Source organism: Nocardia sp. NPDC060255 (assembly GCF_042727395.1).
Lineage (GTDB): Bacteria > Actinomycetota > Actinomycetes > Mycobacteriales > Mycobacteriaceae > Nocardia.
The window spans coordinates 1-18,743 of the sequence record NZ_JBHXAU010000030.1; the positions used below are offsets into that span (position 1 = coordinate 1).

20 protein-coding genes are annotated in these 18,743 nt (G+C 67.4%); 3 read left to right on the plus strand and 17 right to left on the minus strand.

Annotated features, from left to right (window positions below):
* Positions 1–100 precede the first annotated feature (100 nt).
* The 8 genes from ACFWF1_RS37080 to recO form a co-directional block, all read right to left on the minus strand.
* Entirely contained in the window at positions 101–490 is a 390-nt protein-coding gene (locus ACFWF1_RS37080; RefSeq protein WP_379282586.1) for a hypothetical protein, read from the minus strand.
* Between the two features lie 114 nt (positions 491–604).
* Complete coding sequence (locus ACFWF1_RS37085; RefSeq protein ID WP_379282585.1) at positions 605–1,210, minus strand: response regulator; 606 nt, start codon at positions 1,208–1,210, stop codon at positions 605–607.
* A 45-nt stretch (positions 1,211–1,255) separates the two neighbouring features.
* Positions 1,256–2,425: a sensor histidine kinase gene (locus tag ACFWF1_RS37090; protein ID WP_379282584.1), complete on the minus strand. Its 1,170-nt coding sequence runs from the start codon at positions 2,423–2,425 to the stop codon at positions 1,256–1,258.
* A 252-nt stretch (positions 2,426–2,677) separates the two neighbouring features.
* On the minus strand, positions 2,678–3,463 hold the full coding sequence (locus tag ACFWF1_RS37095) for an ABC transporter permease (RefSeq protein ID WP_379282583.1): 786 nt from the start codon (positions 3,461–3,463) through the stop codon (positions 2,678–2,680).
* A 1-nt stretch (position 3,464) separates the two neighbouring features.
* Positions 3,465–4,442, minus strand: coding sequence for an ABC transporter ATP-binding protein (locus tag ACFWF1_RS37100; protein ID WP_379282581.1), 978 nt, complete (start codon positions 4,440–4,442; stop codon positions 3,465–3,467).
* Between the two features lie 84 nt (positions 4,443–4,526).
* Positions 4,527–4,940, minus strand: coding sequence for a YbjN domain-containing protein (locus tag ACFWF1_RS37105; RefSeq protein WP_379282580.1), 414 nt, complete (start codon positions 4,938–4,940; stop codon positions 4,527–4,529).
* Between the two features lie 14 nt (positions 4,941–4,954).
* Complete coding sequence (locus tag ACFWF1_RS37110) at positions 4,955–5,764, minus strand: isoprenyl transferase (RefSeq protein ID WP_379282579.1); 810 nt, start codon at positions 5,762–5,764, stop codon at positions 4,955–4,957.
* Between the two features lie 60 nt (positions 5,765–5,824).
* Positions 5,825–6,577 carry a DNA repair protein RecO gene (gene recO / locus ACFWF1_RS37115; RefSeq protein WP_379282577.1) on the minus strand — a complete coding sequence of 251 codons (753 nt, stop codon included), beginning with the start codon at positions 6,575–6,577 and terminating at the stop codon, positions 5,825–5,827.
* Between the two features lie 140 nt (positions 6,578–6,717).
* Here recO and ACFWF1_RS37120 point away from each other — a divergent pair, with 140 nt between their 5' ends.
* On the plus strand, positions 6,718–7,098 hold the full coding sequence (locus tag ACFWF1_RS37120; RefSeq protein WP_159080204.1) for a DUF1870 family protein: 381 nt from the start codon (positions 6,718–6,720) through the stop codon (positions 7,096–7,098).
* Between the two features lies 1 nt (position 7,099).
* Here the strand turns inward: ACFWF1_RS37120 and ACFWF1_RS37125 are convergent, their stop codons facing one another.
* Genes ACFWF1_RS37125 through ACFWF1_RS37135 form a run of 3 tightly spaced genes read right to left on the minus strand, consistent with a single transcriptional unit; the run spans position 7,100 to position 9,063 of the window.
* Entirely contained in the window at positions 7,100–7,555 is a 456-nt protein-coding gene (locus tag ACFWF1_RS37125; protein WP_379282576.1) for a hypothetical protein, read from the minus strand.
* A 55-nt stretch (positions 7,556–7,610) separates the two neighbouring features.
* Complete coding sequence (locus tag ACFWF1_RS37130) at positions 7,611–8,210, minus strand: TetR/AcrR family transcriptional regulator (protein WP_379282575.1); 600 nt, start codon at positions 8,208–8,210, stop codon at positions 7,611–7,613.
* Entirely contained in the window at positions 8,197–9,063 is an 867-nt protein-coding gene (locus ACFWF1_RS37135; protein WP_379282574.1) for an alpha/beta fold hydrolase, read from the minus strand. Before ACFWF1_RS37135 ends, ACFWF1_RS37130 begins: the two co-directional genes overlap by 14 nt.
* 179 nt (positions 9,064–9,242) lie before the next feature.
* Between ACFWF1_RS37135 and ACFWF1_RS37140 the strand changes: the two genes are divergently transcribed.
* Positions 9,243–10,682 carry an amidase gene (locus tag ACFWF1_RS37140; protein WP_379282573.1) on the plus strand — a complete coding sequence of 480 codons (1,440 nt, stop codon included), beginning with the start codon at positions 9,243–9,245 and terminating at the stop codon, positions 10,680–10,682.
* Between the two features lie 172 nt (positions 10,683–10,854).
* On the opposite strand, the gene era is transcribed toward ACFWF1_RS37140, so the two are convergent.
* The 6 genes from era to ACFWF1_RS37170 form a co-directional block, all read right to left on the minus strand.
* Positions 10,855–11,760 (minus strand): GTPase Era, encoded by a 906-nt coding sequence (era, locus tag ACFWF1_RS37145; RefSeq protein WP_379282572.1) that lies wholly within the window; start codon positions 11,758–11,760, stop codon positions 10,855–10,857.
* On the minus strand, positions 11,753–12,133 hold the full coding sequence (locus ACFWF1_RS37150) for a cytidine deaminase (RefSeq protein ID WP_379282571.1): 381 nt from the start codon (positions 12,131–12,133) through the stop codon (positions 11,753–11,755). Before ACFWF1_RS37150 ends, era begins: the two co-directional genes overlap by 8 nt.
* Positions 12,130–13,476: a hemolysin family protein gene (locus ACFWF1_RS37155; protein ID WP_379282570.1), complete on the minus strand. Its 1,347-nt coding sequence runs from the start codon at positions 13,474–13,476 to the stop codon at positions 12,130–12,132. Before ACFWF1_RS37155 ends, ACFWF1_RS37150 begins: the two co-directional genes overlap by 4 nt.
* Positions 13,473–14,027, minus strand: coding sequence for an rRNA maturation RNase YbeY (gene ybeY / locus ACFWF1_RS37160; protein ID WP_014982750.1), 555 nt, complete (start codon positions 14,025–14,027; stop codon positions 13,473–13,475). Before ybeY ends, ACFWF1_RS37155 begins: the two co-directional genes overlap by 4 nt.
* A 74-nt stretch (positions 14,028–14,101) precedes the next feature.
* Positions 14,102–16,198 carry a PhoH family protein gene (locus tag ACFWF1_RS37165; protein WP_379282569.1) on the minus strand — a complete coding sequence of 699 codons (2,097 nt, stop codon included), beginning with the start codon at positions 16,196–16,198 and terminating at the stop codon, positions 14,102–14,104.
* 204 nt (positions 16,199–16,402) lie between these two features.
* Entirely contained in the window at positions 16,403–17,338 is a 936-nt protein-coding gene (locus ACFWF1_RS37170; protein WP_379282568.1) for a LysR substrate-binding domain-containing protein, read from the minus strand.
* 147 nt (positions 17,339–17,485) lie between these two features.
* On the opposite strand from ACFWF1_RS37170, the gene ACFWF1_RS37175 reads away from it, so the two are divergent.
* Entirely contained in the window at positions 17,486–18,718 is a 1,233-nt protein-coding gene (locus ACFWF1_RS37175; protein ID WP_379282567.1) for an MFS transporter, read from the plus strand.
* Positions 18,719–18,743: the final 25 nt, after the last annotated feature.

Genomic DNA, 18,743 nt, shown 5'->3' on the forward strand with positions numbered 1-18,743 from the left:
CGTCGGGCACCGCCGTGGCGGCGATTGTGCCGACCGCCAACCGAATCGCCGCATGGGCCACCGCGGCCCCCCTTCGAGGCGCGGCGGGCGGTGCCGCCGATCAGCGCGGCGCCGGTGCCGGTGTCGGCGTGCCGGACGGCTGCGCCGGCGCTCCGGGAGCGTTGCCGCCCGGCGCGCCGGGCAGGTCCCTGGGACCTGGCCGGTCGCCGCGCTCGGACCGATGCATCCTCGGTCCGTCATCATGCCCGGAACGATGGGCGGCGGCCATCTGGTGCCCGCCGTGATGATGACCGTCGCCACCGCCGACGGCTAGCCCGGCGCCGAATCCGACGCCGCCGATCACCACGGCCACCAGCACCGCGCTGGCGATCCGCAAGGGACGTGATCCACGCCAGCGGGTCGCCAGCCGCGATGGCGGCTTGGGGGCGGCCGCTGTTGGGGTGGTATTCGATACCGAGGGAGGTTCCCCGGTGCTTTCTGCTTCTGCCATTACTGCGCCTTATGTCTGGATTTCCCGACCTGAGACTCCGACCGTACGAGCGAAGGATGGGACATCCCTGCGGATCTGTTGTGTAAGTCCTGTGGGCGCGGGCTCGGCAGAACGTCAGAGCCAGCCGAGTCGTTCGGCGGCGCGGACGGCTTCGGCGCGGGTAGAGGTACCGGTCTTACCGATGGCAGCCGAAAGATGGTTACGGACGGTGCCTTCGGAGAGGTGCAGTTGTTTGGCAATAGCGCCCGCGGTCGCGCCGTCGGCGGCGGCCGACAGGACCTCGCGTTCCCGTTCGGTCAGTGGAGAAGTGCCCGCGGTGAGCGTTTCGGCGGCCAGGGCTGGGTCCACCACGCGCAGGCCCATCTGGACCCGGCGGACGGCGTCGGCCAATTCCCTTGCAGGGGTGTCCTTTACGACGAACCCGCTGGCACCTGCGTCGATGGCGCGGCGAAGGTATCCGGGTCGGCCGAAAGTGGTCACCATCAGGACGCGGACAGCGGGATGGGCGGCGTGCAGCTGTGCGGCGACCGAAATACCGTCCAGGCCAGGCATTTCCACGTCCAGCAGCACCACGTCGGGGTTCGTGCGGGCGACGGCGTCGACCACCTCGTCCCCGCGGCCCACCTCACCGACCACCTCCAGGTCGGATTCCAGTCCGAGCAACGCGGCGAGCGCGCCGCGCACCAGCGCCTGGTCGTCGGCGAGCAACAGCCGGATCATCTGCCCCACTTCCTGTTTCGAAGAAAACTTCTGGTCGAGAATGTCCTACTCGGGAACCGAGGCGCGAACACGCACGCCCCCTTCCGCCGGAGCGGACAACGTCAAGGTCCCGCCCGCGGCCTTGACCCGGGCGCGGAGACCGGCAAGCCCCGAGCCGGACGCCGCTGCCGCACCGACCCCGCGCCCGTCATCGACGATCTCGATGCTCGACGGCGTCACCGTGACCGTGCAGTGCCTGGCGGCGCTGTGCCGGATCACGTTGGTGATCGCCTCGCGCAGCACCCAGCCGAACAACTCACTGTGCGGCGAGTCCTCGACCTCCGGCAGCTCGGCGGCGATATCCGCGGCCGCCAATGCCGTTCGCGCATTGGCGAGTTCGCCACGCAACGTGACCTCCCGCAACCCGCCGACGGTGTCGCGCACCCCGGCCAGCGCCTCCCGCGCGAGCCGCTCGATATCGGCGAGCTCGGTCCTGGCCCGCGTCAGGTCGACATCGATGAGCCGTTGCGCGAGTTCGGTTTTCACCGTGATCACGGTCAGCGAGTGACCGAGGATATCGTGCACGTCACGCGCCACCCGGTTGCGTTCCTCCACGATGTCGAGCTCGGCGCGCTGCCGCCGCGCGAGCTCCGCGAGCCGCTCGCCCCGCAGACCCAACTGCCTGGCCACCCAGATGATCACCGGGACGATGGCGAGATAGAACGGCACCCCGGACATGCTCGGCACAGCGAGGGGCAGCAACAGCAGCACGAGTACCACGGGCAACGTCACGTAGCCGGACTCCCGGCCCGGCAGATGGAAGATCGCGGCCACCGCGACGAAGATCGCGGTGGGCAACGCAACGGGACCGAGCAACGCGATCAGTGCCGTCGTGCACACGGCCATGCCGGCGAGGAACGGCCACAGCCGCGGATCGGCCGGCCGGTCCTCCACCGAGTCGGCCGGGGTGCGGCGACGGAAGATGACGAAGGTACTCAGGATCAACGTCGCGTACCCGAGCAACGTCACCACGGCGAGTACCGCCCGCAGCCGCTCACCGTCCGACCAGGCCTGCAGCACCGGCGCGATCATGTAGGACATCCACAGCGACGACATCACCGCGCCGAACCATCCACGCCGTCGGCTGTTCACCGCACCGCCGTCGCTGACTATCTGGTCGATGAATCCCAGCACTCCGCCATCGCGCAGCGACTTGAACCGCGACGTCACGCCCATGCCGCACCTTTGGCACACGACGGGTCGCGAGGGAGCGGTCGCGCGCGGTCGATCACGAAGACAGACGGTACCGAACCGTGCTCGGCATCCCAGCGGACACCGGGATCGAGCCGCGATCTCGCGTCGAGCATCGGCACCTGATCCCGAGACGAGCTCAGGACAGCGAAGAACTTCGCTGCTGCGATGACGAGGAATGCCGCGGTGTGGCCGTCTACCCCTCGGGGACGACCACACCGCGGCACACCGGATAGCTCAGCGAGAAGTGTCACGACGGAACAGCATGGTCGAGCCCCCGACGAACACCGCGGCCCACACGACCACGTTGAGCACCGCCAACGCGATCGACGCCGCGCTGGTGTCGCCGAACGGCATCCGTGCCAGCGTCGCCACACCATTGGTCGGGAACACCTTCGACACCGTCCCGAACCAACCGTGCAGCGGAATGAACAGCCCACCCGCGAACGACAGCACCGCGAGGACCGGCCCGAGCAGCTGCATCACGTTCTCCGATGGCAGCAGGTAGCCGACGAACAAGCCGAAGGCGGCGAAGACTGCCGACGTGATCCAGGCGAGCAGGAAGCAGCTCACCCAGGCGACGGGCGTCAGGTGGGCGCCGAGTACCGCGCCGACCACGAAGACCGCGCTGACCGAGATCAGCCCGAGCACCATCGCGACGGTGACCTTGGTGGCGATGTAAGCCACCGGATGCAGTGGAGTGAGCCGCAATTGGCGGCTCCAGCCCTGCGCGCGTTCAATCGCCACCATGGCGCCGCCGCTGGTATTCGCCAGCATCGCACCGTAGACAGCCATCGAAACCATGATGTAGCCGGTGACATTGCCGGTGCCGGAAGACTGTGTCCGGTAATCCGATTGCAGCCCGAAGATGACGAAGAACAGCGGCGGAATGACCAACGTGAAGATCATCGTGCGGCGATTGCGCAACATCCTGCGCAATTCTAAACGCAGGAATCCGGCGCTGAAACCACCGAGCGGGGTCGGCCGATGCTGGGTAACGGCCTGTGCGGCAAGGGTTGTCATGTCAATTGTCTCCGGTGGTGAGCGCCAGGAACGCGGATTCGAGGTTGTGCGAGGTGATTTCGAGGTCGGTCGCGGTGGTCTCGGTGAGCAGGTAGCGGGCCACCGCGTCGGAGTCCTTGGTGTGCACGACGATTCGGTCGCCACGCACCTCGACGTCATCGACGCCGGGCATCGCGATCAGCCCGGTGGGCACGGCACCGGGCAGGGTGGCGCTGACCGAACGACCCGAGGCCAGGTTCTTGATCTCGGCGGCACTGCCGTCCGCGACCACCCGCCCGGCCCGGACCAGCACGATCCGATCGGCGTAGGCGTCGGCCTCGTCCAGGTAGTGGGTGGCGAACAGGACGGTGCGGCCGCGTTCGGAGTCCTGCCGCATCGCGTTCCAGAAGTCCCGTCGCCCTTCGACATCCATGCCGGTGGTCGGCTCGTCGAGCACGATCAGGTCGGGATTGGGCAGCAGCGCGAGCGCGAACCGCAGCCGCTGACGTTGTCCGCCGGAGCATTTGCCGACCATCCGACCGGCGATATCGGCGATGCCCGCCCGGGCCAGTACCTCGTCGACCGGACGCACGTCGGCGTACAGCGTGCCGACCAGCGCCACGGTCTCGCCGACGGTGAGGTCGGGCAGCAGGCCGCCGGATTGCAGCACCGCCGAAATCCGGCCCACCGCAAGCGCTTCGGTCGGCGTGCCGCCGAACACCTCGACGGTGCCGGAGTCCGGCTTCGCCAAGCCGAGCACCATGTCGAGGGTGGTGGTCTTGCCCGCGCCGTTGGGGCCGAGGAACGCGACGATCTCGCCCGGTTCGATGACCAGGTCCAGTCCGTCGACGGCCTGTACGGCGCCGCCCCCGGGCACCGCGAAGCTCTTACGCAGATCGTGCAGTTCGATCGCCGGTGTCGCCCGATGGGCCCCCGAGCCCCGTTTCCCCGAACCGCCAGCCGCGGCGAAGTCGGCCGCGGTCGTCAGTGATGATGTCATGAGTAAACGGTCGCGCATCAGCGCCCCGAATACCTCGCACGCATGTCACGTGTCTGCCATGACAGTTGTCATGGCCGTGCCATGTCAGGGCAGCAGCAGGCCCTGACGGGCGCGACCGGCCCCGGACAGCACCAGCACCAGCATGGTGGCCAGCGCCTGATCGTCGAGCCCGGCGGCCGGGAAGGTGTAGCGCAGGATGATGTCGGCGAGCTTCTCGCGCACGATCACGGTGAGCGAACCGAACTGCAGCTCGTTGTTCCGCTCGGCGACCCGCTTGTGCAGCTGCGCCTTGACCGGACGATCCCAGGCCAGCACGCAGGTCAGCGTCAGCACGTCCAGCCCGGGCGCGAGCCGCACCGCGCGCAACGAGCACAGCGAGCCCTCGTATTCGAAGCCGATCGAGCCCTCGGGGTCGACCCGCACGTCGATGTCGTAGATCGACAGGCAGGCGCCGGCTCGCGCCTGCAGTTCGTGTTCCGGACTGACCGTTGATTCCATGTCCGTGCCGCCGTTCATTTGGTGCCGCCGAACCGGCGGTCACGCGAAGCGTACTCGAGGCAGGCCTGCCAGAGATTGCGCCGGTCGAAATCGGGAAACAGGGTGTCCTGGTAGACGAATTCGGCGTAGGCGGACTGCCAGATGAGGAAGTTCGAGCTGCGGAACTCGCCGGAGGGCCGCAGGAAAAGGTCGACGTCCGGCATGTCCGGCTCGTCCAGGTATTTCGCGACCGTCGCCTCGGTGACCTTCTCCGGGTCGATCTCGCCCGCCGCCACCCGGCGCGCGATTTCCCTTGCCGCATCGGCGATTTCGGCTCGGCCACCGTAGTTGACGCACATGGTGAGGGTCATCACCGTGTTGTCCTTGGTCAGCTCCTCGGCGACCTCGAGTTCGTTGATGACGCTGCGCCACAACCGCGGTCGCCGTCCGGCCCAGCGCACCCGGACGCCCATCTCGTGCATCTCGTCGCGACGCCGCCGGATCACGTCGCGGTTGAAGCCCATCAGGAAGCGCACCTCCTCGGGGCTGCGCCGCCAGTTCTCGGTGGAGAAGGCGTAGGCCGAGAGCCATTTCACGCCGATCTCGATGCAGCCCTCGACGGTGTCCATCAGCACGGCCTCGCCGCGTTCGTGGCCCGCGGTGCGCGGCAGTCCGCGTTCCTGTGCCCAGCGGCCGTTGCCGTCCATCACCAGTGCGACATGCTTCGGTACCAGCACGGCCGGGATTTCCGGCGGACGCGCGCCCGAGGGGTGCTGCGAGGGCGGACGAACGGTGCGGGTAGCGCCCGACTTGGTCGCGGTGGAGGAGTCTCGGCGGAGGATCACGGCCCCTATCCTGCCTGATGGTTGTGGAGGCCTTGTGAAGGTCTCCACGGTCGCCGCGGATCAGGCGGGGGCGCGTACCGGGCTCGACCGCTCGATCAGCGGCAATGTGCGCAGCTGTCGTTCCAGATGCCATTGCAGATGCGCGGCGACCAGCCCGCTGGCCTGCCTGCGCACCCCCTCCGGCACCGTCTCGACGAACTCCCACTCGCCGCGAAGCAGCGCGACCAGCAGCTCGAGCACCCCGGGCGCCGGTGTCGCCGACCCGGGCGGGCGGCAGTGCACGCACACCGCGCCGCCTGCCGCGACATGGAACGCCCGATGCGGGCCAGGCGTCGCGCACTTGGCGCATTCGTCCAACGCGGGCGCCCAACCCGCGAAACCCATGGCGCGCAACAGGAATGCGTCCAGAATCAGTTCGTGTGGCCGCTGTTTGGCGGCGATGGCGCGCAACGCGCTCGCGGTGAGCGCGTGCAGTCGCGGCGCGGGCGCCCGCTCCTCACCGGCCAGTCGTTCGGCGGTTTCCAGCACCGCGCAGGCGGTGGTGTAGCGGCCGTAGTCGTCGATGATGTCGGAGGCGAACGCCTCCACCGTGTGCACCTGGGTCACCACGTCCAGCGTGCGCCCGGGATGCAGCTGCACGTCGATGTAGGCGAACGGCTCCAGCCTGGCCCCGAACCGCGACTTGGTGCGGCGCACCCCCTTGGCCACCGCGCGCACCAAACCGTGCTGGCGCGTCAGCAACGTGACGATGCGGTCCGCCTCGCCCAGCTTGTGCTGGCGTACCACCACCGCCACATCCCGATACAAACGCACGCCTCATCCTCCCACGAAGACCCGACAGCCCCTGGCAGGCGCGGCACCCGCACTGCCACTTCCGGCGACGAATCCACCATGCCGGTCGGCGCGCTGACCTATCCTTTCTCTACCGTACTGCTGGGGAGGGGCTTTCGGATTTGGACGACCTACTTGGTACCGGAACGGCCGCAGGCTTCCGGGCCACTCGCGAACTACTCGGATTGCCGGTGCCCTGGTGCGCCCGGCTCTTCGCCGTGGCCGAGCGCACCGTAGAACGCTGGGAGCGGGGAGCGTTCCAGATTCCGGACACCGCGGCCCGCGAGCTCGCCGAGATCGCCGACGAGACCGAGCAGGTGGTCGAGGCGATGGTCGACGCCATCGGCGCCGGTGAGATCTCGCCGCGCCTGCACACCTATCGGACCAACGACGACTACTGCAGGCACGAGCCGGACACGCGGTACCCGGCCACCTGGCATCGGGCCGTGTGCGCCCGGGTCATGGTCGAGCTACCGCAGGTGGAGCTGCAATTCGTCGAGTAGCTCAGCGGTAGAGCGTTGGTTCGATGACGAGTTGGAAAAGTGGAGTGTCGACTCGCACGGGGGTCAATGCGGTCGCACCGAGCTTGGCCGGCTCGGCGCCGGGACCGTCGAACAGGCAGTGCCCGTTCGGATTGACGACCAGCGCATGGCCGTCGGCCGCACCGGGCAGGGTGACGCGGGCCGCGCCCTGCACCTCGACGGCCGTATTCGGCGCGATCGGGACCAGGTTGTGCACCCACGGCGCGAGGTAGGGGTGCGCGACGATGGTGGTCGCGTCGGGACCGCGCTGCACCTCCGTCGCCGGCACCTGGATCGGCGAGATGGCGGGCGTGAGTGCGTCGGTCACGCCGACGCCGTTCGGGGCCTGGGTGTAATCGGGGGTGAGCGGCTGCGCCTGTGCTGTTCCGGCCAGACCGAAGCCGACCGCGAGGCCGACACCTATCGCTACGAGCTTCATCTCGCCGATTCTGGGTGTCCGCACCACCTGGCACGACTATTGCGCTCGAGCTGATTCAGGTCCTTACGATGCCGGAGATCAGCTGCAATACCGCCTGCTGTGCTTCGGCGCGGGCGCGGTCCGGGTCCTCGGCGTGCGCGACGATCAGGGCCGCCTCGTTGAGGGCGCTGATTATCAGTTGCGCAAGCACCTGAATGGGACCGTCGGCGATCAGGCCGGCGGCCTGCGCGCGTTCCAGCTGCGCGATGGTCATGCCGAGGGCGTGCCTGCTTTCGAATTCGCGCCAGGCCTGCCAGCCCATCACGGCGGGCGCGTCGGTGAGGGCGATACGCAGCATCGCGGGGCGCTGACAGATCTCCAGAAAGACACCGAGGCCGACCGCCATACCCGCCATCACATCGTCGGGATCGACGGTGGCGATGGCGTTTTCGATCTCCTCGGTGGTCTCCACCTCGATCTGTTCCAAGACCGCGAGGAACAGTCCGCGCTTGTCGCCATAGTGATGATGCAGGGCGCCTCGGGTGACCCCGGCCTCGGTGACGAGTTCCTCGGCCGAGGTCGCCGCGAAGCCGCGCTCGGTGAACAGCCGACGTCCGGCCTGTTCGAGCGCGGCCCTGGTGGTGCGGGAGCGATCCTCCTGGCTACGGCGTGGCATGCAGCCGAGTGAACTCCAGGATCGACTCGGTGAGCAACTCGGGCTGGTCTTCCGGGATGAATGTGTAGGAGTCGTCGATGATCTTCAGCGTCGCGTGCGGCAGATCCCTGGTCAGCCGTTCGGCGTAGGACATCGGGAAAATCTTGTCCTCGCGGGCCCACACCACCTGCACCGGGATCTCGACCGATCCGAAATGCGATGCGGCTTCCAGGGTGTAGCGGCTCTTCGCGCCTTTCAGGAACAGTCGCAGATTCCTGCGAATGGCGCCGGACTCGCGGCTGGGCACCAGGTAGGAGTCGGCGATCTCCGGCGGCAGCGGACGCTTGGCGATCGAGCCGAACACCACCGGCGTCGAATGCAGCGCACGGATGCGCGCCACCTCGGTCACCGGACGCATCGAGCCCGGGATCTTGGCCAGCAAGGGGAACACGTTGAACGGCGGCGGCATGAAGGCCTCGTAGCTGTCGACCGCGGCGAGCACCACGCGGCCGATCCTGGCCGGATGCCGGGTCAGCAAGACCTGGGTGAGGGCGCCGCCGGTGTCGTTGGCGACCACGGTGACATCGGTCAGGTCCAGTCGTTCGATAAACGACGCGATGAGGTCGACGACGCCGGGCACGGTCAGGCTCGCGTCCGGCACCGGGATCTGGTGCGAGCCGAGCGGCCAGTCCGGGGTCAGGCAGCGGTAGCCGGCGGCGGCGATGCCCGGGACGATCTTGCGCCACAGGTCCGCGTTGACGAGCAGGCCGTGCACGAAAAGGACCGGCGAGCCCGCGCCTGTGTCGTGGTATCGGATGCGGCCGCCGGGCAGGTCGATCTCGTGTGTGCGGCCGAGTACGGTGCTGATTCCCATCGTTCCTCCAGTGCGTTGCGGTATCGCCACTCTTACATACATACCGTATGTATGTCCATGGCTTTCGATGATTGACCGGCGCAATCGGCAGGTTCATCACACGAACCCGGGAGGCGAACTAGTCGCTTGACCAGTTGCGCGCTAACGTCTTCCGAAAGCACGAAGAGACGGAGCTCACAATGGCGGACACAACTCGGCAAACCTCCGAGACGCAGACCGGCGACCTCGGGCTGGCCGACCATGCCGCCGCCATCGCGCAGGGCACGATCAGCTCCGTCGCCGCCGTCGGCGCGGCCCTCGATCGCATCGAGGGTTCTCAGTCGACGCTCAACGCGTTCCGAATCGTGCGTCGCGAGCGGGCACTGGCCGAGGCGGCCGAGGCCGACCGGCGCCTCGCGGCGGGTGAACGCCTGCCGCTGCTCGGAGTACCGATCGCGGTGAAAGACGACACCGATATCGCCGGTGAGCCAACAGCATTCGGCTGCGGCGGCGACTTCCCGCCGAAAACCGAAGACGCCGAATCGGTTCGGCGGTTGCGCGCGGCAGGCGCGGTGATCGTCGGCAAGACCAATACCTGCGAGCTCGGCCAGTTACCGTTCACGAGCGCGGCCGCCTTCGGATACACCCGCAACCCGTGGGCCGCCGACCACACACCGGGCGGCTCCTCCGGCGGCTCAGCAGCGGCGGTCGCGGCCGGATTAGTGCCCGCCGCACTGGGTTCCGACGGCGCAGGCTCCGTCCGCATCCCCGCATCGTGGACCAATCTCGTCGGCATCAAACCGCAGCGCGGCCGCATCTCCACCTGGCCACACGCCGAAGCGTTCTACGGACTCACCGTCAACGGCCCGCTGGCCCGCACCGTCGCCGACGCCGCACTCCTCCTCGACGTCGCCGCCGGACCGCACCATGGCGATTTACACACTCCCCCAACGATTTCCGCCACCGAAGCCGTCGGCCGCGACCCCGGCCGACTCCGCATCGCCCTCTCGCTGAACACCCCGTTCACCGCGACAAGGACGGCACTCGACCCCGAAGTCGCCGCAGCAGTACGCCGCATCGGCGACACCCTGCGCAAGCAAGGCCACACCGTAACCATCGCCGATCTGCATTACGGCCTCATGATCGGCGCATCATTCCTCCCCCGATCGATGGCAGGCATCCGCGCAGCACACCAGAAATTCCCTGGCGCCCAAGTAGATCCACGCACCATCGCCAACACTCGCCTCGGCCGACTCCTCGACGGCCCGGCCCTATCCGCAGCCCGCAGAGCAGAACCCTTGCTACACAAGCGCATAGGCAACTTCTTCCACGACTACGACCTAGTCCTCGCCCCCACCACCGCAACCCCTCCCCCACGCGCCGAAGACATCGACAACATCGGCGTCCACGCCACCAACAACCTCATCACCGCCGCCTGCCCCTACACCTGGCCATGGAACGTCCTCGGCTGGCCCAGCGTGAACGTCCCCGCCGGCTTCACCGAAACAGGCCTACCAGTCGGCGCCCAACTCATGGGCACAGCCTCCACCGAACCCCTCCTGATTTCGGTTGCCGCGCAACTAGAGTCAGAACTCCACTGGCAACGCGAACGCCCCACCCCATGGTGGCTACCCCACTGAGCCGCTGCCGACCCCACCCGCCGTTCGTCAGCCCGCCGACGATCCCGGTTCACGAAGATTCGCACCCTATCTTGGGATCGGCACTCGGAATAGGGCCCTAGATTCGGTGCGGGTCCCGAGTTGGAGTGCGGATCTTGGGGTCAGGCGATTGGGCTGGGGCGGTCAGGGATTCCTAGAAGCCCAACTTGCCCAACTGTTTCGGGTCTCGCTGCCAATCCTTGGCGACCTTTACGTGCAGGTTCAGGTAGATGCGGGTGCCGAGGATGTGTTCGATTTGGTGGCGGGCGTTGGTGCCTACCTCTTTGAGGCGGGCGCCGCCCTTGCCGATGATGATGGACTTCTGGCTGGGGCGTTCGACGTAGAGGATGGCGTGGACGTCGAGCATTTCCTCGTTCTGCTCGTACGGCAGGATCTCCTCGATCACCACGGCCAGCGAGTGCGGGAGTTCGTCGCGGACACCTTCGAGGGCCGCCTCGCGGATGAGCTCGGCCATGAGGGTTTCCTCTGGCTCGTCGGTCAGCTCGCCATCCGGGTAAAACGCCGGTCCCTCAGGCATTTTCGAGGCGATGACATCGATGAGCACCTCGATCTGCTCACCCTTGACCGCGGACACCGGCACCACGTCGCAGTCAGGACCGAGCAGGTTCGACAACGCGAGCAGCTGCTCGCCGATCTGATCCCGGCTCACCTTGTCAATCTTGGTGACCACACCGAGCAAGGTGGTCTTGGGCGCCATCTGCTTGATCTGCTGCACGATCCACTTGTCGCCGGGCCCGATCTTCTCGTCGGCGGGAATGCACAGCGTGATCACGTCGACTTCCGAATACGTGTCGCGCACAAGGTCGTTCAGCCGCTGACCGAGCAGGGTGCGCGGCCGGTGCAGGCCGGGGGTGTCGACCAGGATGAGCTGGGTGTGGTCGCGGTGCACGATGCCGCGGATGGTGTGCCTGGTGGTCTGCGGACGCGAGGAGGTGATCGCGATCTTCTGGCCGACGAGGGCATTGGTCAGCGTCGACTTGCCGGTGTTCGGCCTGCCGACGAAACAGACGAAGCCGGAACGGAATTCGCGGTCAGCCACCGCGCACCTCGCTGGCCTGCGCCGCGTCGACGGCGAGCTGGGAGTCGTCGACGATCTCGAAGACCGCGCCGTCCCGATCGGTGAAGATGATCTTGGCGGCGGGCGACACCTCGCGCACCGCCGCGACACCGAAGTCCGACAACCGGCCGCCGACCACCACGGCCGCCTCGAATCCCTCTGCGCCACTGGAGATCGCGGCCGCGACGGCCGACTGCAGCGCGGTCAGCCGCAGCGCCGTCAGGGTCACCTCGCCGGCCGCGTAGGTACGGCCGTCGGTATCGCGCACCGCCGCGCCGCTCGCGCCGCCGACCCGGCCCATCGCCCCGCGCGCCAGCACCAGCAGTTTGTTGTCCTCGGGATCCAATTCGGTCATTCGGTGTCTCCGTCCTCGTGTCGACCGGCCGGGGTCTCCCGATCCGCGCCATTGCCTTTGCGTTTGCCGTTCGACTTCTCGCCGTCGGCGTCCTTCACCTTGCGCACCACCACGGTGTGCACCCGGACCCGTCCGCGCGTGTCCGCACCGCCCTCGCCACGCAGCATCAGCCCGTGCACCGCGACCTTCGACCCGGGCAGCGGCACCCGGCCGAGCTCGTGCGCCATCAGGCCGCCGACCGTGTCGACGTCCTCCTCCTCGATGTCGAGCCCGTACAGGTCGCCGAGGTCTTCCACCGGAAGTCGCGCGGATACGCGGTAGCGGCCGTCGCCGAGGTCTTCGATGGGCGGCGTCTCGTCGGTGTCGTATTCGTCGGCGATCTCGCCGACGATCTCCTCGAGCACGTCCTCGATGGTGACCAGCCCGGCGATGCCGCCGTATTCGTCGACGAGCAGCGCCATGTGATTGCGCCTGCGCTGCATCTCGTCGAGCAGGCTGTCGAGGGGTTTGGAGTCGGGCATGAACACGGCCGGGCGCATCACCTCGCGCACCAGCACCTTGCGGCCCCGTTCCGCGTACGGCACAAGGTCTTTCAGGTACACCACGCCGAGGATGTCGTCGACGTTCTCGCCGACCACCGGAATGCGCGAGTGCCCGGACCGCACGGCGAGCGACATCGCCTGTGCCGCAGTCTTATCCGCTTCGATCCAGACCATCTCGGTGCGCGGCACCATCACCGCGCGGGCGGCGGTGTCGCCGAGTTCGAAGACGGACTGGATCATTCGGCGTTCCTCGTCGGCCACCACGCCGCGCTCGCTGGCCATCTCGACCACTTCGCGCAGCTCGATCTCGGAGGCGAACGGGCCGTTGCGGAAGCCCTTACCGGGCGTGATCGCGTTACCGAGCAGAATGAGCAGCCTGGACAACGGGCCGAGTAGCGCGCCGATGAACTGCAACGGCAGCGCCGCGGCCAGCGCGATCGAATACGCGTGCTGACGGCCCAGCGTACGCGGGCCGACCCCGATCACCACGTAGGACACCAGCACCATGACGACGGCGGTGACCAGCAGCGCCCAGTCGTCTTCCCACACCGCGATCAGTGCCGCGGCCAGCAGCACGGTGGCGCCGATTTCGCACAGAATGCGCAGCAGCACCATGAGATTCACGTACCGGGCGCGGTCGCCGACGATCTTGCTCAGCCGCACCGCGCCGGGCCGGTCGGCCCGCACCAGATCGTCGACGCGAGCCTGCGAGATGGTGTTCAACGCCGAATCGATGCCCGCGAACAGTCCCCCCACGGGGACGAGCAGGACGGCAAGCACTATCAGGGTCAGCGAATTCACGCGGGTCCTAATGCGTCACCCGGTGTGGTGAAGCCCGCCTTCCCCAGCAACCTGGCGTCTCGGGCGGCGAGCTCGGCCCGCCGCTGTGCCTCGCGCAGGCTCTCGTACCACTCCTCGAGCAGCCGGGCCTGCAGCGCGAACATTTCCTTCTCCTCCTCCGGCTCGGCATGGTCGTAGCCGAGCAGGTGGAGCACGCCGTGCACGGTGAGCAGCGCGAGCTCGTGGTCGAGCGAGTGGCCTGCCTTGCGGGCCTGGCCCGCGGCGAACTCGGGGCACAGCACGATGTCGCCGAGCATGGACGGGCCGGGTTCGGGGCTGTCGGGGCGCCCGCCCGGCTCGAGTTCGTCCATCGGGAAGGACATGACGTCGGTCGGGCCGGGTAGGTCCATCCAGCGCATGTGCAGGTCGGCCATGGTGTCGAGATCGACAAGCACCATCGACAGTTCCGCGGCGGGGTGCACATCCATCCGGGTGATCACGAAGCGCGCGACACTGACCAGATCTTCTTCGGGCACGTCGATACCCGACTCGTTGGCGATCTCGATACTCACCCGGTCAGCCTAATGCCGCAGGTCGACACCCAACGCCGTTGGGTGTCGACCGAATGACCGACATCGCGCGCAACTCAGTGTCGATCGCCTCGGCTCGCGGCCCGACGCTGCGCCCGGTTGCCCGGATAGTGCGCGCCGACCTGCGGCGCACGCTCCGACTCGGCCCGATCGTAGGCGTCGACGATATCGGCGACCAACCGGTGCCGGACGACGTCGCTGCTGGTCAGGTACGAGAAGTGGATGTCGTCGATGTCGGTGAGAATCTCGCTGGCCGCCCGCAGCCCGGATCGCGCACCGGTCGGCAGGTCGACCTGGCTGACATCACCGGTCACCACGATCTTCGAACCGAACCCGAGCCGGGTGAGGAACATCTTCATCTGCTCGGCCGTGGTGTTCTGCGCCTCGTCGAGCACGATGAACGAATCGTTCAGCGTGTTGTGCGTCAGCAGGAAGTCCTCGGTGACATACAGCGAATCCGCTGCCGCCACCTGGATGCACACCGCCTCTTCGGTGCCCGCAGGCTCGATCCGATCGATGTAGCGCTTCGGACTCCCCCCTCCGGCGGTGCGGTAGTTCGCGAGTTTGCGTTGCAGCCGGAAAGGCTGGATGTCCGGCGGAAGGCGCAGGTCGAGAATGTATGCGTCATTCCGGTGGTGCACACTGCGCCCGCCCGCAAGCCCTGGCCGACGTCCAGCTGCGGGACGTGTGCGCCAATAAGCGACACCACCCAATGACCGAACCAGGAACAACACGTCGTCACGCAACTGCTCCGATGTCGTGGTGTATTGGATCCGACAAGTCCGGTCTCGTTGTGTGACTGGACCACCATCAGAGTCCAAGAGGCCCTGCAAAACCGCCAAGCGAACCTGCGGCGAATTGAACAGATAACCCGATGGAACGAACTTCGTCGCCGACTTCTGTCCCCAGAGCCCAAGTTCTCGTGCCACTGCTGTCACCGGGTTTTCCAGGGTGATGACGTCCCCAGGCGCCGTCGTCCTGTTCAGTACATAGTCGATCTCTGACTTACGGCGAACAGTCACGTCCGGCAGCACAGCCTGCAAAGAGGCTGCCAGTTCGACATCCGCAGTCGTAAAACTGGGCGTAGTCTGGCCTGCCATGCAGCCGTCACCGAGCATCAGCCCCATTGCATACGGATCCATGGGGACAGGCCGCGGCTCGAAGCACACCGGCTGACTCAACAGCGGCAGCTCATAGCGGTGGTAGTGCGCCGCACGGAGATTGCCGACCATCTCCTTGGTCTCCAGCACACGTGGCGGCCGACCCCTACGCCGATCGGCGCGGGTGTATACCGACCACAGATGATCAGCCGACGCCAACACCGAAGCGCCATCTTGGGTATGCACCCGATAGATCTCTTTAGGCCCTTGCGGGTAGACGCCGAGCACAGGAGTTGGCCGACCGTCTGAGCCGATCACCAGATCACCGACTATCAGCTCACCGATCGGCCGGAAGCCCGTCGGGGTCAAAACATTGGTGAACACCGGCTGCGCACGACCACGCATGTATGCCAGCGGCGCGACCTCGATGACTCCGGCCGCCATCAGCTTCGGGATGGCCTCGGGATCCATCATGTCGTGCAGTGCGTCGTAGAGCGGGCGCAGGTACGGGTCGATCTTCTCGTTGAGCGTGCCGGGCAGGAAGCCGAGCCGCTCGCCCGCCTCCACCGCGGGGCGGGTGAGGATGATCCGGGTGACCTGCTTGGTCTGCAACGCCTGTACGGCCTTGGCCATCGCCAGATACGTCTTGCCGGTGCCCGCGGGGCCGATGCCGAACACGATGGTGTTGGCGTCGATCGCGTCGACGTAGCGTTTCTGGTTGAGCGTCTTGGGCCGGACGGTCTTGCCGCGCCGGGACAGGATGTCCAGGCTGAGCACCTCGGCCGGGGACTCGGAGGAGCCCTCCGTGAGCATCGAAACGGTGTGCCGCACCGCTTCCGGGGTCACCACTCGGTTGCGGCCGGTGAGCGCGACGAGCTGTTCGATCACTCGCTCGGCGAGGGCGACGTCGGCCGCCTTGCCGGTGAGGGTGACGGAATTGCCGCGGACGTGAATGTCCGCGTCGAGCAACTCTTCGAGTTCACGCAGGTTCTGGTCGGCCGAACCGAGGAACGGGAACACGGATTCGGGAGCGAGTTCGATACTGGAACGCACGGTGCGTGCTGCGGGGCCCGAGGTGTCTTCATCGCCAGCGCTCGTACCTGCTGTGGAGGTTGTCGGGTCGCCGATCTCGCCTTGTGTTCTCAAAAGTGGCTATAGCCTGCTTTCCGGTCTCGACGTGCTGCTGTGTTGATGAAAGTTTAACGCGCCCCACCGACACCGCCCAGTGAATAAGCCGCTAACGGGAGGACCGGATGATCAGGGGATTCCCCGGCGTCGCTGCGCCCAATCCTCGGTGAAATCACGAAAGCGTCGCGCGGCCCCGGACGCCGACGTCTGCGCCGACCACACCAGCCCGACCTCCCGAGTGGCGCCCGCGTCCGCGAGCGGGATCAGCACCGGCCCCGGCAGCCGCACATCCGCCTTCACACCGGCCACGCGCGGCGAGCTCGCCGGGCCGATGTCCTCCTCCGGCAGCACTCCGACGCCGAGACCTGCGGCGACCAGGCCCGCGACGGTGATCAGGTCGCTGGCCTCGAAGGCGATGCGCGGGCGCAGGCCGGCGGCGGCGCACAGTTCGTCGACGATGCGGCGCATGCCGAAGCCGGGATGCATGGCGATGAAGTCCTCGTCGGCGACCTCGTCGAGGCGCACCTGCCTGCGGCCGGCCAGCCGGTGATGGGCGGGGACGGCCAGCGCGAGCCGCTGCCGGAGCAGGCCGCGCCAGCCGATGCCCGCCATGGTCGGGCGCGGCGAGACGATACCCAGATCCGATGTCCCGTCGAGCACATCGGTGGCCACCATTTCGGCGGGACCCTGACGGAGCGCGAAAGTGATTCTGGCCGAACCGCGGCGGAATTCGCCGACCAGTTGCGGAACCAGCCAGCCGCCGAAGGAATGCAGAAAGGACAGGCGCACAACGCCGTTGGCGGGGCTGTTCAGATCGTCGATGGACTTGGCGGCGGTGTCGAGTTCGGCTTGGGCGCGGCGGGCGCGTTCGTAGTAGATGCGGCCGAACTCGTTGAGGGTGATGCGTTTGCCGTGGCGGTCGAACAGTTCGACGCCGAGCCTGCGCTCGAGCCTGCCGAGCATGCGGGACAAAGTCGGCTGGGCGATGTGCAGGCGTTCGGCGGCGGCGCCGACGCGTTCCAGTTGGGCGAGTGTGGTGAACCATTCGAGGTCCTCGCTCAGCACGGGTGCCCACCTCCTCAAGTCTGGTGACAGACGTCACAGCGCAGCTCAGCGCGGCCCCGGCTGCTCTGCCTATATGCGCTCAGTGCATGAACTCGACCATTATTATTCATTTCCCTTCGGAAGGGGTGGCGGGCGATTCTGAAGGCCATGACCTCGACGAAGACCCGGCCCGCCGGGGGCCGCACGTCGCACGAGCGCCGGATCACCACCGCGCTGTTCGCGGCGGGCTTGGCCACCTTCGCGACCATGTACAGCGCGCAGGCGCTGCTGCCGAGCCTGTCCACCGCGTTCGGTGCGACGCCCGCCCATGCGGCGCTTGCGGTTTCGCTGACCACCGCGTTTCTCGCGCTGGCGATCATTCCGGTAAGCGCGCTGTCCTCGCGGATCGGGCGCACGCGAGTGATGACGATTTCCGCGATCAGTTCGGCGGTGATCGGACTGTTGCTGCCGTTCAGCCCGTCGCTGGCCGTGCTGCTGACCGGGCGAGCGCTGCAAGGACTCACCTTGGCCGGGGTGCCTGCCGTGGCGATGGCCTATCTCGCGGAGGAGATCGGCACCGCGGGGCTCGGGGCCGCGATGGGCGTTTACATCGCAGGCACCAGCATGGGCGGACTGGCCGGGCGGGTGATTCCGGCGTTCACCCTCGGCCTCGGCTCGTGGCGCTGGGCGGAGGCGACCATCTCGGTGGCGGCGGCGGTGTGCACCGTCTGGTTCGTCCGAAGCCTGCCGCCGTCGCGTGGTTTCGTCGCGCGGCCCGCCGGAATCCGTACTGTACTAGGCGATCTCGCTGTTCAGCTGCGAAACCGCGGGCTGCTCGCGTTGTTCGGGCTGGCGTTGGTTCTCGTCGGCACCTTCGTCTCGCTGTACAACTTCCTCGGGTACCGGCTCACCCAGCCGCCGTTCGAATTGCCCGATGCGGTAGCGGGTTTGGTGTTTCTGCTCTATCTCGCCGGGACCGCCGTCGCGACGGTCGCCGGACGGCTGGCCGACCGCGTCGGCCGTCATCGCGTGCTCGCGGGCACGGTGGTGCTCATGGGCATCGGGTTGGCACTGACCATCCCCGACAACCTGGTGACCCTCATCCTCGGCATGTCCCTGTGCACCGCAGGCTTTTTCGGTGCGCACACGGTGGCGAGTGCTTGGGTGGGGGTGCTGGCGTCCGGCAATCGCGGCGCCGCTTCGTCGCTGTACCTGTTCTCGTTCTATGTGGGCAGCGGTGTTGTCGGCGGCGCGTCTGGTGTCGCCTACACGAAGTACGGCTGGGCGGGGCTCGTCGTCTACGTTGCGGCTCTACTCGTTGTGGCTTTGATCCTGGTCTCCACCTTGGCGTTTCGCACCGAGCGCCAGGCTTTCCGCGCGGCGACCCTACCCGGTGTGTAGGCGGTCGAAGACTCGCTTGTGGTAG